Raw genomic sequence first — 12,616 nt, forward strand, 5'->3', positions numbered from 1 at the left:
CACTTGGGTGCGTTGGCTTCTCGATTTTAACACAAAACTGAATTCAGTCGTCTCCCGTTGGTCGGTTTATTGGTTGGCAAAAATTCATCTCACCGCTAACCTAACGGTGTAGCGGGAGTCCTCTTTTTGCATTGAAGATAGTTTTCTGGGCTTGGCGCGATCGCACCTTGGCAACCCGGCGATGGGTTACCGTCCGGCGATCGCGCCCACCGTCGCAGCCATCAGGGCCGGGGTTTGTCCCGTCACGGTGAAGACGATCGCTTCTCGATAGATGCGTTGGGCGGGATGGTCGAGGCTGTTGGCGGCTCCTTTAGAAATCGTGATGGCTAAATGGGCACACCGTCCGGCAAAGGCGATCGCCTCCCCGCGCCAATGGTATTGCTGGGCGGGGGAAATCGAGGGGTCGGTTTTAGCGGCGATGATCCTGTCGTAGAGGTGTTGCCAAGCGGTGACGAGGGAATCAAGCAGGGCTGTATCGGGCGATCGCGCCTCGATCACGTCCAACGCCGATCGCGCATTGCCCAAGGCGAAGGCCGTCGCGTTGAGAATGCCTTGGCGGTCTTTGTGGTGAATCCAGTCGGGGGGATGGTGGGCGAGGATGCGATCGCTCGGCAGTGAATACCCCATTAACTGGGCGCTGACGGTTTGGGTCGCATTCATCGCCGCGAGGGGCATCGGCTCCGAATACTGCAACCCCGGTTCATCCTGAAGCGGCAACAGGCCAAACACCGCACCCCCATCGGGCAGCGTCGCCCCCACCACCACCTGATCAAATATCCCCCAGCCCGTCACCCAAGGAATCGCCCCCGTCAGTTTGTAACCATCATCCACCGGCATCGCCCGCAGCACCGGTTCCCCCGATCGCCGCAAGTGAGAATAGCCCACGCCCACGCCGACTTCACCCCGTGCCATGGCGGGAATCATCGCGGTTTTCAGGGTTGAATTCGTGCCGTTGGCGATGAAGGATGCAGCGGTTTGGTGTTGGGTTTGCAGAAAAGCCAGGGTTCCAGAATGGCGGGTGAGGTCTAATTGATAGTCGTAGAAGGCGCGATCGCTCCAGCCCAAACCGCCCCATGCTGTCGCCACTTTCGCCGCTAACCAACCCTGCGCCCCCAACGCCCACCACCCCCGGCGGAGAGCGATCGCGTCTCGCTCCATCCGTTCCGGGGGTGGGGTTAATTCAACAAATTGGGGGGACAAGACGCGAGAAGTCACAACACAAGCCTGAAAAGAACGCCTTTGGATTGTAGCGATCGCATCCTCAATCCTGGCATACAGTCTAAACCTAGAGCAAGTGCGATTCTTGCATCGCTTGACCCAATTTCAGCAGTGAATCCGTCGTCCAACCCGTTGACCGTGATTGAGTCGGCTCAGGAGTTTTACCATAGGCTGCGCCCAAACTTTCACTGAGATGACACAACCGTTGCACAGACCACATCGATTTTAAAGTACGCATCATGAACACTCCTATAATGCTGAACATTCTTATTCTAGAATATTTTCTGTATAAAATGCTACCTTTTGAGGTGCGATCGCATGATTCAGCCCAATCCTACAGTGAATTTTTCGCCTTCTTGCCCCGCGTCATCAACGGAATCTGCACAATCGGCACTTCAAACGTCACCGTCGATCCCAGACTTTCCCCCATACTGAAAAAATCAATCTTGCCCCCCATCGTCTCCACCAACCGCTGCGAAATCGCCAACCCCAAACCCGTCCCCCCATAGGAGCGCGTCCGGCCAATATCCACCTGGCTGAAATTCTTAAACAGCATATCCAACTTATCGAGGGGAACCCCAATCCCCGTATCCGCCACCCGCACCTTCACCAAACCGGGAAACTCTTTCCCATCCACAAACATCTGCTTTTTCACCACCTCAGCACTGATGGTAATCCCCCCCTCATGGGTGAATTTCACCGCATTCCCCACCAGATTCAGCATCACCTGCAAGAGCCGCTGATAGTTGCCATAGAGCACAATCGGCTCGCGGGACGGCGGCATTTGAATCTCAAAGCTGAGGTTTTTCTGTTGTGCCATCGGGCGTGTCTTTTTCTCCACATCATCGAACAGGGTTTCGAGGGGAACCTCAGTAAAGTTCAGTTCCATCCGACCCGCTTCGATTTTGGCGATGTCGAGGATGTCGTTAATCAGGTTGAGCAGATGAAGGGCGGAGCGGTGGGCTTCTTCGAGGAATTCTCGCTGTTCGGCGGGGTCATCGGCCATGCCGTCGAGGATCAGTTTCATGAACCCGATGATCCCGTTTAACGGGGTGCGGAGTTCGTGGGAGGTGCTGGCGAGAAATTCACTTTTGAGGCGGGAGGCTTCTTCGGCCCGCATCCCCGCTTCTTCGAGTTCTTTATAGAGGGTGGCATGGGCGATCGCAGTCCCCACATGGGCCGCCAACTCCCGCACCAGTTCAATCTCCGCATCATTCCAATGACGACGGTGATCACACTGTTGCAAACAGATCAACGCATTGCGCTTATTTTGATAAAACGTCGAAATCACCAACACCGATCGCTCTTCAAAGGACGAGTCTTGAATATAGTCAAAGGCCAGCGGCTCATCCACCGAAATCGCCTGCTCTAGATACGGAGTGCGATCGATGGGGAACCGTTCCCCCAACATCGACCGATAACTTGGCTCACAATATTCCGACTCCACCCGGAATGTTTGCGTTTCTGCATCGTAGGCAATAATCAAACAGCGCGTCACCCGCACTTCTGCCCCCAAACTATCCACCGTCTGCTGCCAAATCGTTTCGAGGTCAAGGGTGAGGCGAATATTACGCGAAATCTTGGTTAACAGATTTTGGTAGGGGTTGCGCCGAATATTGCGGGCAATCTGAGTCACCAAGTCATTGTAATTATTGTGGGGCAATGTCCCCGTGAGGCGATTCGTGCGGGTGAGGCCATCCTGCTCCAACAATCGCCCCATCACCAGCACTTCCGTCACTCGTCCCTCATGTTTGAGAATCGGGCTGATCGCTAATTCCACCGGAAATGTTTTGTCCTCATAGACAAAGAGGCAATGGTAATTTTCCGGAACACGCCGTTCCATCACCCGATGGATGGTTTCGAGATAATTATCAGCCGCAACGGGTTTGAGTTTTTCGTGTTCAGGGTTTTGATGGGTCAGAACGGAGGGTGACGCATCAGGTCGTTTCGACTGACATTGCCAATAGAACGAAGAGTAGCGGCCTGAACTGTCCTGAGTGAAGGCCAATTCAGCCCCTAGATCCTGCCAGCGAATCGGATGTTGGGGTGCAGAAGCCGCATCCATGGCACACAATCGTAATGTTAGTGCAGTTTACATTCTCATCATACTCGGAAACCTTCTGCTGACCCGGAAATTGCCGCCCCTGGGGTCTGGACGGCATTCCGGATCGAGGGGGAGATTAGTCGTTCCACTCGCCACGGGGGGGAACGGGGGGGTTGCGTCGGAAGGTGCGGGATAGTTCGTCATCTTGTTCGCGATCGCCCCGTAGCCATTGCTTAATCGCCGTTTCAATAATCCGGCTGGGGTCACTACTGAGATGATGGAGTTGATCGACAAGATCAGAGTCCAGTTGAATCGCAACTTCAACTTTGTCGGCAAGGCGGGGGGACTGGGTGGCAGGATCGTTCATTGCTTTAATAACTTTATTTGATACCAGGTTCTACTATTGTACAAAAATTCTAGGGACTCTCTGGATGGTTCGTTTGCAAAAATGTTGCAATCATTACAGTGTGAAGTGCATTTTTATCCTTTGAGGGGCCTATGTCAATTGTGAAGCGTCTGGAATCTTACACAGAAGTGCATCCAGAAGAAGTATTGATCGTTACGGCAACGGATCAGGGAGAGGAGGATATTGTTCTTATCTTTAAGGGATTTTCGAGTTCGCTGCTGCGCCCGACTGCGGTTGATCCCGATGTGCCCGTCCTGTCGGAAACCGCAGTGATTCAGTCCATTGATCGGGTGGCTAGTCCCTACAATCCGGACAATCCCCGATACCTTGCCCAAGGGTTAAGCTGGGCTGAAATGGAGTCGCTTCTATAATCAGGGGCATGATGGTGGGGATGGGGGCGATCGCCCCTTCCTCCCAGCCTCCCGATTCGATCATGCTGAAGTCCTGTTATGTCCCCTGTACATCATTACAGCAGCAATTAGGATAGAGTTTTCAACTATAGAGGGTTGACTTCGGGTCAATCAACATTCTGGTGTGAGTGAGGAAAAATTAAATTTATGGTTACATCACCGATTCGCTCCCAAGACGCACAAGGGTCAAGGGGCAAAACATCCAAGCCGAGCATTCACGGCATTGGCTCCTTAGCCCAACTCGACAGCCTCCCGAAAACGCCTCTCTTTGGCACCGACGGGATTCGCGGCAAGGCCGGGGAATTATTGAGCGCCACGTTGGCCCTCGAAGTAGGCTATTGGGCGGGCCGAATTTTACAATCCCAAGCTGGACAGGTGGGCCCGGTCATTATCGGCCAGGATTCGCGCAATTCTAGTGATATGTTGGCGACGGCCTTGGCTTCGGGGCTGACGACGGCGGGTTTAGAGGTGTGGAATGTGGGGCTGTGTCCCACGCCCTGTGTGTCGCACCTGACGCGCCACACGGCAGCCATTGGGGGGGTGATGATTTCCGCGAGCCATAACCCGCCCGAAGATAATGGCATTAAGTTTTTCAACCATAACGGCACAAAGTTAACGAAGGCCACGAGCCAACAGATTGAAACGGCGTTGCGGGGTCGCAGTGATCTCACCGTGACGCGGACGCAATGGGGTAAACATCAACACACGGTGACATTGGCCCAGGATTATTGCGAGGCGTTGCAGCGATCGCTCCCCACATCCGATTTAACCGGATTAAAAATTGTCCTCGATTTGGCCTGGGGTGCTGCGGTGCAGTTAGCCCCGGAAGTGTTCCGCGCCATGGGGGCCGAGGTGATTTGTCTCCATGAACATCCCGACGGCGATCGCATCAACGTCAACTGCGGTTCCACCCACCTCCAAACCCTCCAAGCCGCCATCCAAGAACACCAAGCCGACCTCGGTTTTGCCTTCGATGGCGATGCCGATCGCGTCATGGCCATTGACTCCCAAAGCCGCGTCATCGATGGAGACTACATCCTCTACCTCTGGGGTCAATACCTGATGGAGCGGCAACAATTGCCCCAAAATTTACTAATTGGGACAGTGATGGCCAATCTGGGCTTTGAACGGGCCTGGCAGGCCCTCGGCGGTCAATTCCACCGCACCGATGTGGGCGATCAAAATGTCCAAGCGGCGATGTTTGCCATGGGTGCAGCCTTGGGCGGTGAACAGTCCGGGCATATCCTCTGCCATCACCACAGTTTTTCCGGGGATGGTCTGCAAACCGCGCTCCACCTCTCCGCTTTGGTGAAAGAGTCGGGCCAATCCCTCGCCACACTCCGGGACAACAGTTTCCAAACCTATCCGCAACTGTTGCAAAATGTGCGCGTGGAATGCCGCGATCGCCGTCAACATTGGCAAGACTGCGAACCGGTGCAAGCTGCGATCGCCCGCGCCGAAGCCGCCTTCGGCGATCAAGGCCGCGTCCTCGTCCGCGCCTCCGGCACCGAACCCCTAATCCGCGTCATGGTCGAAGCCGCCGATGCCGAAGCCGTCGAACATTGGACGCAATCCCTCGTCCAAGCCGTCCAAACCCACCTCGGCTAATAAGGGGCCGATATTTAGCTACGGCTGCAACGTCTCGATTCAAACGGCTGTCAAGCAATAAAAGCCCCTCTACTAAAGATTAGAGGGGCTTTTGGGTCGTACTCAAGATTCTATACAGGGCCGATCAGAAGCGTGATCCCAAGCCGACCGAAAACTTGCACCGTTGTGCCAGGGTGAAACTCATCACTCATGGTCTGCTCAACAAGTTGAGCGGGATAAAAGGAGCCTTGAAAGTGGATTCGCCCCTTTTGGGTAGGGGTGACCGTTACGGTGATCACACCAGACATTGGGGTGGGAAAAAATTGGGGTTTGTTGGTGAGGAAGCGGGTATTCATAAGTCTTGTGGGGGTGAGGGTTTAGCTGTTATCGGGTTGAAGAGTCAGGGTTAGCGGGGCTTGGACTGATTGGGATACAGGAAGTAAAGGATGATCAAGGGAGCAGCGATCGCACCGATCACGGTGGAGTAGCTCACGAGGGTCGCCCAAATCGCAGCAAATTCAAGGATGGTTTTGATATCAGGGAGATAACGTTTCATGCGCTTGCTCTGAACTCTACCTCCATTGAATCCTTGCCCTAACTGAGTTCTCGCGGTTTTAAATTTGCGGGTTATACTGACTTTGATGCGTAAAATGCCTGACTTTTAGCTGGCTGACTGACTTGCCTGAGACAAAATCGAAGTGCTGCATTATTGTTCGTTAACGGGGTGAATGGGTTATGGGGCGATCGCTCTGTGTTGCTTCGTCGCACATCGCAAGGGCTAAGCAAGCCTTGAAGAGTAGCCCGTACTCTAGTCAGCAGGCATTGGCTACAGAGTGCGGGCTGGGTCGAGATACTGCTCGGAAGTTTTTCAACGGTGAACCCATTGACCGCAACAATTTTATTGAGTTCTGTGAGCGATTAAATTTAGATTGGCAAGAGATTGTCAAAGAAGACGGTGAAGGTGACGCTGACCCTGATTTTGTAGGGCGGAAAGGGGCAATGACTCATCTCGATCAGTTGCGCCAGGCGGGGAAAACCTGTGTTTTGATCCAGGGGCCGGGGGGGGTGGGCAAAACGGTGTTGGCGGAGCGGTATTTGGCGGCACGGTTTCCGGGTCGGTTGGTGCGGTTCGATGTGGCGAAGGAAAGGCAGGCGGTGGGGTCTGCGAGTGGGTTGTTGGAGTCGAAGTTGAAGGAGTTGGGGGAGGAGCCGGGGCGGGAGTTTGCGGTATCATGCGATCGCCTTCGCAGTAAGCTCCAGTCCGAGGCCTATGGGGTTTTGGTGGATAATTTGGAACCGGCTCTGGATGGAAGTGGGCGATTGATCCCGGAACATCGTGAATATGTGGAGTTATTGCGGGTTTTATCGGATGCTTCGTTAAAGTCCTTGACGTTGATCACAAGTCGGGAGCGGGTGAGTGAAAATCTCAATATTGAGCTTTACCGACTGGATTGTTTGACGGCGAAGGCTTGGGGGAATTATTTTCGGCAGAAGAACCTAAATATTGATTCTCCGGTATTGGCAAAGATGCACGAGGCTTATCGCGGTAATGCTTTGGCGATGCGGGTTTTGCGCGGGCGGATTGCTTCTGATGATTATCAGGGCAATATTGAAGCGTATTGGGCAGATTGTCAGACGCAAGATGGAATTGTGGTGGTGCAAGACATGGAAAATCTGATCGCTCAACAGTTTGAGCGATTGCAGCAGGTTAATCTGAATGCTTACAATTTGCTCTGTCGGATGGGGTGTTTTCGGTTTCAGGATGTGCAGACGGTTCCGCGAGAGGGGTTATTTTGTTTGCTGTGGGAGGTTCCCCAGAATAAGGCACAGAAAGCAATTGATACATTGCGCGATCTGGCTTTAGTGGATCGTGTGGGTCGTGAATATCGATTACATCCGTTAATTCGAGAGCAAGCCATTGAGCGATTGAAAAGTAGTGAGAATTGGAAACGAGCTAATCAAGAAGCAGCCAAATTTTGGACAAATAAAGTTATTTTAATTAACACAGAAGAAGATGCAATTACTGCGATGGAAGCGTATCATCATGGCTTGGAAATAAAGGACTTTAATTATGCATCAGACATAATTTCAAAAGAACGAAATAATATTTACGGAATCAATGAACCATTAGGATGCTCATGTTATAGATTAGGTTTATTGTCAAAAATATGTCAATCTATCAATTCAATTAAAGATAAAGTTAGCATGAGTTATTCACTTTCTCGAATTTATAATATTTTAGGAGATGTGTATTGGATAATGGGGAATCTTGATGAATCAATATTATCTCATGAAAAATCAGCAAACATTTCTCAAGAAATCAGTCAACAAGATCATGATTCTAACACAACAAAAAAAATAAATAGAGTTTATAGTGTTTCTTTCTTTAACAAGGCATTGTATAAATTAGAATTTTTAGATTTTCAAGAAGCTATAAAGCTTTGTGAAATTTATTTTTTGCTAAGCGGTCATAGTAAACTTGAGGCTTATTCTTTGATGGCATTTTGTCATTCATGTCTTGATAACAAAAAACAATCTCAGATATTCTTAAAACAAGCAATTAGTTCGTTTGCTTATCAATACAATTCAAGTAATCCAATAGAGTTTTGTCTTGAGAACACTCCAATATGGGCTATTGGATATCACTATATTTTTACAGGCAAAGTTTACTATAACTTGGGACAAGCTGATAACTCAAAAAAACAGTACAATACAGCAATTGCATTTTCAGAAAAAACAAATTTTTTACAACTAAAAGCAAAAAGTTTTACGGGATTGGGTGAAATATATACACAGTCTAATTTTAAAACTGCTTTAAGTTATCACACGCAGTCTATCGAAATTTTGAAAAAAATTGATGCCAAGTGCGATCTTGCTGAAGCTTATTATCAAATCGCCTTAACCTATCAAGCGATGGGAGACACCTCCAATAGCCAAGACTATTTCAATCAATCCATCGCTCTCTGGCAAAAAATTGATGTCCCCAAACAAATTGAACGCATCCAAAAATCCATGAACACTCCTCCTCAATAAATTCAAAAAATCAGAAATTCGGTTTATTTTGCACCGATGAAAAATCATGAAAATCAAATATTATCCCCTCAACAGATCCATTTTATAATGCTTGCTCGAACAAAAAATACAACAATAAAAAAGAAAAAATGATGACGGTAGACACAAAAATTCTACAAGCCCTTACAAAAATGCCAGAACCACTAAAACAAGAGGCTCTGCACTACATCGAGTATTTAATTGAAAAACATTCTAAAGCTAGTTTTGAAGAGACTCCCAAAAAACGCCGAATCGGCATCTTAAAGGGTACTTTTGTTTTGCCACTGCCGGATGATTTTGATCAACCTCTCGAAGAGTTTAAGGACTATATGTAAATGAGCCAGTTTCTCCTAGATACTCATACCTTTATCTGGCTTACGGAAGATTCTCCCCATCTTTCTTCTGAGTTGAAAGAGATGATTAATGCTGCGGATTTGGTCTATGTCAGCATTGCTAGCTTTTGGGAAATTTCAATTAAATTGAAGTTGGGTAAGTTGTCACTGAATCAAAGTTATGAATCTATCGGAAAAACGGTAGCAAATTCTGACATTAGTTTGCTATCTATTAGCTTTGCTGATACTGTGCAACTACTCAATTTACCGCTTTACCACAATGATCCGTTTGATCGTATTTTGATTGCACAGGCGATCAATCACTCCCTTGAAATGATTAGTACTGACAAAAAGTTTGATGCTTATCCGATTCAAAGAATATGGGTATGAACAGTTCAGGTCATCAAAGATCAATGGGGCCTGAGGGGAATTCAAAAAGAGTCGGGTCACATTGTAACGGCGCATCCGTAGCCTTCTTTGATACACTGAGGGGCAATTTCACCTCGCCCCTGATTGATGATGAAAAGCCGCTGGAACCCTGCCGAAGCCGCCCAATACACCACTGAGTTAGCCCTCCGGGTCTATACCTCGCGCCTGTTGGGGCAAGATCCTAGCCTTGTGCTCCATGGCGGGGGGAATACGTCGGTGAAAGTGACGGAAACCAATGTGGTGGGCGAGGCTGAGGAGATTCTTTATGTGAAGGGGAGTGGCTGGGATTTGGCGACGATTGAGGCGGCGGGGTTTGCGCCGGTGCGGATGGTGCATTTGTTGAAGCTGGCGCAATTGGAGCAACTGTCCGACCCGCAAATGGTCAACGAGTTGAAAACCCAGATGACCAATGCTAGTGCCCCTTCGCCGTCGGTGGAAACGATTCTCCATGCGACGTTGCCCTATAAATATGTGGATCATACCCATGCTGATGTGGTGGTGACGATTACCAACACGCCCAATGGGTGGGAGCGGATTGCGGAGATTTACGGCGATCGCGTCGTGATCATTCCCTACGTGATGCCGGGGTTTGATCTCGCCCGTGTCTGTGCCGCGAAATTTCAAGCCGAAGCGGGGCCGCAGACGGTGGGGATGGTGTTGATGAATCACGGCATTTTCTCCTTTGGGGCGACGGCTCAGGAATCCTACGAGCGGATGATCGACCTGGTGAGCCTGGCTGAGGACTACATCGCCCAACAGAACGCCACCCTACCCACTCCCAGCGCATCCATTCCCGATCGCGCCCTCCGCCACGACCTCGCCCAACTGCGGGCGGATCTCTCACAATTTGCCGGATGTCCCGTCATTCTCCGCAACCATTGCACCCCGAAAACCCTCGCCTTTGCCCAGCGGGACGACATCACCACGATCAGCCAACAGGGGCCCGCCACGCCGGATCACGTCATCCGTACCAAACGCATCCCCCTCGTTGGGCGCGATGTGGCGGCCTACGCCGCCCGCTATGCCGAGTATTTTAAAACCCATGCCCACGCTGATTTAACCATGCTCGACCCTGCGCCCCGTGTGGTGTTGGATGGGGAGTTGGGACTCTGTGCGGTGGGGCAGTCGGTGCAGGCGGCGAATATTGTCGCGGATATCTACGACCACACCATCGATATCATCAGCACTTCAACGCAACTCGGCCAATACCAAGCCCTGCCCGCTGCGGATATCTTTGCGGTGGAATATTGGGATCTCGAACAGGCGAAATTGCGGAAGGGGGGGAAACCGCCGCAGTTTACCGGGGAAGTGGCGATCGTGACGGGAGCCGCGTCGGGGATTGGTAAGGCTTGTGTGGCGGCACTGCTGAAACAGGAGGCGGCGGTGGTGGGGTTGGATCTCAATCCGGCGATTGAGTCGCTCCATGACCGGGCGGACTTTTGCGGAATTACCTGTGATGTGACTGATGAAAGCGCGATCGCTCAAGCCCTGGAAAAAACCGTGCGTCAGTTTGGCGGCGTGGATCTGGTGGTGCTCAATGCGGGGATTTTTCCGCCCAGTTGTGCGATCGCCTCCCTCGACACCGCCCAATGGCGCAAGGTAATGAACGTCAATTTGGACGCGAATTTGATGCTGTTGCGGGAATGCCATCCCTTTTTGAAACTCGCCCCCCAAGGCGGTCGCGTCGTGGTGATTGGCTCGAAAAATGTCCCCGCCCCCGGCCCTGGGGTGGCAGCCTATTCTGCGGCGAAAGCCGCCCTGACGCAACTCGTCCGGGTGGCGGCGTTGGAATGGGGCGGCGATCAGATTCGGATTAATATCGTGCATCCCAATGGGGTGTTTGATACGGGCATCTGGACGGATGAAGTGCTCCAAGCCCGCGCCGACCATTACGGCCTCTCGATTCAGGACTACAAAACAAATAATGTGCTCAAGGTGGAGGTGACCAGCGCCACCGTGGCCGAGATGGCGATCGCCATGTGTGGCCCCCTGTTCGCCGCCACCACCGCCGCCCAAGTGCCCATCGATGGCGGCAGCGATCGCGTCATTTAGCCCCAGCCCTCCCGATCGCAACACATGATTTAATCAGGACATAGGCAAAATCCTGAAAAGCATTCCTGGTGGGCAGTTTTCACCCAACCCTTTCAATGAGATCAAATGATCCATCTAAAAACAAGGCAACAGCAAGGGTTTCAGTAATTTGCATTACGAAAATGATGAATTAGTCAAACCATTGATCCCTGAAATCTCTATTCTTTTGTCCCATTGGTTTGTAGTTACCTTGTTCACATTGAAAGGGCTGGCACTGCCCATCCTACTACTCCTTCATTCGCTCCTTTTATTCATTGCTTGTGTCAAGGATTCTATCTGTTCTGGCGTAATACCTTTATCAAAAAATTCTTGCAGCAAGAGTTCATCCTCATTTAAATCCTGCTTTTCAGTGTTTTTGAAACAATCTATATCTTCCCAGCTTGGGTTGATTTCATATATTGCAGTGCGTCCTTTTCTTACCTGTTTATTGACTACTTTTTTTTGGACTAATGACTTAAGTGTAACCTGAGCTTTTCTAATACTCATTTTACATTTATTGGCAATGGTAGGTAATGCAGAATAACACCTTCCTCTTCTAGCAATATGACCAATCATCCTGAATTCATACACATCAAAACCTGCATCATCTAACTTCTGATGTACGAAAATGGGATGTTCATATTTTTTGCCTTCCTTTTTTGGTTGGGGTGACGGTGACATGGTGACATTGTGAATAACTGCTTCTATAGTCTACTATACATACGCATATTGTGCATGTGTGATAGTGCTTTTTTGGTTTATGCCCAAGTCAAATATCCACTAGGAAGTAATACTAATTCAAGTAATCCGAAGGTAAATAAAGTTTTATCTAAGTAAAATTACTTCAGCGGCTGTTTTCGATTGAGGTTGACGATGATGGTGCCTATGCTTTATGATTGTGGTGTAGCTGGAGCAACCAAACAAAAAAAGGTAGTGCATTTTAGTGCAGGCTAGAGGAAAAGATAGGGGCATCTTGCTCCGCCAGCTTCTCTCTGATGCCCCGATTGTACTCATGGATGAACAGCCATATCGCCCCAATGTGGTTCTCCACCTTTTTCGAGAACGACAG

At 50.2% G+C, this 12,616-nt stretch carries 13 protein-coding genes; 6 read left to right on the top strand and 7 right to left on the bottom strand.

Features of this window, described 5'->3' with window-relative positions:
• Nucleotides 1-186: 186 nt before the first annotated feature.
• The 4 genes from PN477_RS10775 to PN477_RS10790 all read right to left on the bottom strand — a co-directional run bounded on the left by PN477_RS10775 (nt 187) and on the right by PN477_RS10790 (nt 3,629).
• Nucleotides 187-1,215, bottom strand: a complete 1,029-nt coding sequence (locus PN477_RS10775) for an acyl-CoA dehydrogenase family protein (RefSeq protein ID WP_272120781.1) — start codon at nt 1,213-1,215, stop codon at nt 187-189.
• Nucleotides 1,216-1,285: 70 nt separating this feature from the next.
• The gene (locus PN477_RS10780) at nt 1,286-1,459 is read right to left on the bottom strand and encodes a hypothetical protein (protein WP_272120782.1); all 174 of its coding nucleotides are present in this window, start codon (nt 1,457-1,459) and stop codon (nt 1,286-1,288) included.
• A gap of 93 nt (nt 1,460-1,552) precedes the next feature.
• Nucleotides 1,553-3,283: a GAF domain-containing hybrid sensor histidine kinase/response regulator gene (locus PN477_RS10785; protein WP_272120783.1), complete on the bottom strand. Its 1,731-nt coding sequence runs from the start codon at nt 3,281-3,283 to the stop codon at nt 1,553-1,555.
• Between the two features lie 115 nt (nt 3,284-3,398).
• Nucleotides 3,399-3,629: a type II toxin-antitoxin system CcdA family antitoxin gene (locus PN477_RS10790; RefSeq protein WP_072621122.1), complete on the bottom strand. Its 231-nt coding sequence runs from the start codon at nt 3,627-3,629 to the stop codon at nt 3,399-3,401.
• 131 nt (nt 3,630-3,760) lie between these two features.
• On the opposite strand from PN477_RS10790, the gene PN477_RS10795 reads away from it, so the two are divergent.
• Both PN477_RS10795 and glmM read left to right on the top strand, forming a co-directional pair.
• Nucleotides 3,761-4,039: a DUF7734 family protein gene (locus tag PN477_RS10795; RefSeq protein ID WP_272120784.1), complete on the top strand. Its 279-nt coding sequence runs from the start codon at nt 3,761-3,763 to the stop codon at nt 4,037-4,039.
• Nucleotides 4,040-4,225: 186 nt separating this feature from the next.
• Nucleotides 4,226-5,686 (top strand): phosphoglucosamine mutase, encoded by a 1,461-nt coding sequence (gene glmM / locus PN477_RS10800; protein ID WP_272120785.1) that lies wholly within the window; start codon nt 4,226-4,228, stop codon nt 5,684-5,686.
• Between the two features lie 110 nt (nt 5,687-5,796).
• Here glmM and PN477_RS10805 read toward each other — a convergent pair whose 3' ends face one another.
• Entirely contained in the window at nt 5,797-6,021 is a 225-nt protein-coding gene (locus PN477_RS10805; RefSeq protein ID WP_272120788.1) for an NfeD family protein, read from the bottom strand.
• Nucleotides 6,022-6,071: 50 nt separating this feature from the next.
• Nucleotides 6,072-6,221 carry a hypothetical protein gene (locus PN477_RS10810; RefSeq protein ID WP_272120790.1) on the bottom strand — a complete coding sequence of 50 codons (150 nt, stop codon included), beginning with the start codon at nt 6,219-6,221 and terminating at the stop codon, nt 6,072-6,074.
• 179 nt (nt 6,222-6,400) lie between these two features.
• On the opposite strand from PN477_RS10810, the gene PN477_RS10815 reads away from it, so the two are divergent.
• The 4 genes from PN477_RS10815 to PN477_RS10830 all read left to right on the top strand — a co-directional run bounded on the left by PN477_RS10815 (nt 6,401) and on the right by PN477_RS10830 (nt 11,529).
• Entirely contained in the window at nt 6,401-8,698 is a 2,298-nt protein-coding gene (locus tag PN477_RS10815; protein ID WP_272120793.1) for a tetratricopeptide repeat protein, read from the top strand.
• A gap of 128 nt (nt 8,699-8,826) precedes the next feature.
• Nucleotides 8,827-9,051 (top strand): type II toxin-antitoxin system VapB family antitoxin, encoded by a 225-nt coding sequence (gene vapB / locus PN477_RS10820; protein ID WP_272120795.1) that lies wholly within the window; start codon nt 8,827-8,829, stop codon nt 9,049-9,051.
• On the top strand, nt 9,052-9,438 hold the full coding sequence (locus PN477_RS10825; protein WP_272120796.1) for a type II toxin-antitoxin system VapC family toxin: 387 nt from the start codon (nt 9,052-9,054) through the stop codon (nt 9,436-9,438). It begins immediately after the preceding gene.
• A 129-nt stretch (nt 9,439-9,567) separates the two neighbouring features.
• The gene (locus tag PN477_RS10830) at nt 9,568-11,529 is read left to right on the top strand and encodes a bifunctional aldolase/short-chain dehydrogenase (RefSeq protein WP_417158793.1); all 1,962 of its coding nucleotides are present in this window, start codon (nt 9,568-9,570) and stop codon (nt 11,527-11,529) included.
• A 273-nt stretch (nt 11,530-11,802) separates the two neighbouring features.
• Here the strand turns inward: PN477_RS10830 and PN477_RS10835 are convergent, their stop codons facing one another.
• Nucleotides 11,803-12,228 carry a helix-turn-helix domain-containing protein gene (locus PN477_RS10835; protein ID WP_272120798.1) on the bottom strand — a complete coding sequence of 142 codons (426 nt, stop codon included), beginning with the start codon at nt 12,226-12,228 and terminating at the stop codon, nt 11,803-11,805.
• Nucleotides 12,229-12,616 lie beyond the last annotated feature (388 nt).

This window comes from Spirulina subsalsa CS-330, from assembly GCF_028330765.1.
GTDB lineage: Bacteria > Cyanobacteriota > Cyanobacteriia > Cyanobacteriales > Spirulinaceae > Spirulina > Spirulina subsalsa_A.

What these genes read in the sequence shown, in the direction of transcription:
- PN477_RS10780 (WP_272120782.1), bottom strand. Translation starts at nt 1,459, where the DNA reads ATGATGCGTACTTTAAAATCGATGTGGTCTGTGCAACGGTTGTGTCAT.
- vapB (WP_272120795.1), top strand. Translation starts at nt 8,827, where the DNA reads ATGATGACGGTAGACACAAAAATTCTACAAGCCCTTACAAAAATGCCA.
- PN477_RS10825 (WP_272120796.1), top strand. Translation starts at nt 9,052, where the DNA reads ATGAGCCAGTTTCTCCTAGATACTCATACCTTTATCTGGCTTACGGAA.
- PN477_RS10810 (WP_272120790.1), bottom strand. Translation starts at nt 6,221, where the DNA reads ATGAAACGTTATCTCCCTGATATCAAAACCATCCTTGAATTTGCTGCG.
- PN477_RS10785 (WP_272120783.1), bottom strand. Translation starts at nt 3,283, where the DNA reads ATGGATGCGGCTTCTGCACCCCAACATCCGATTCGCTGGCAGGATCTA.
- glmM (WP_272120785.1), top strand. Translation starts at nt 4,226, where the DNA reads ATGGTTACATCACCGATTCGCTCCCAAGACGCACAAGGGTCAAGGGGC.
- PN477_RS10835 (WP_272120798.1), bottom strand. Translation starts at nt 12,228, where the DNA reads ATGTCACCGTCACCCCAACCAAAAAAGGAAGGCAAAAAATATGAACAT.
- PN477_RS10795 (WP_272120784.1), top strand. Translation starts at nt 3,761, where the DNA reads ATGTCAATTGTGAAGCGTCTGGAATCTTACACAGAAGTGCATCCAGAA.
- PN477_RS10815 (WP_272120793.1), top strand. Translation starts at nt 6,401, where the DNA reads ATGGGGCGATCGCTCTGTGTTGCTTCGTCGCACATCGCAAGGGCTAAG.
- PN477_RS10830 (WP_417158793.1), top strand. Translation starts at nt 9,568, where the DNA reads ATGAAAAGCCGCTGGAACCCTGCCGAAGCCGCCCAATACACCACTGAG.
- PN477_RS10790 (WP_072621122.1), bottom strand. Translation starts at nt 3,629, where the DNA reads ATGAACGATCCTGCCACCCAGTCCCCCCGCCTTGCCGACAAAGTTGAA.
- PN477_RS10805 (WP_272120788.1), bottom strand. Translation starts at nt 6,021, where the DNA reads ATGAATACCCGCTTCCTCACCAACAAACCCCAATTTTTTCCCACCCCA.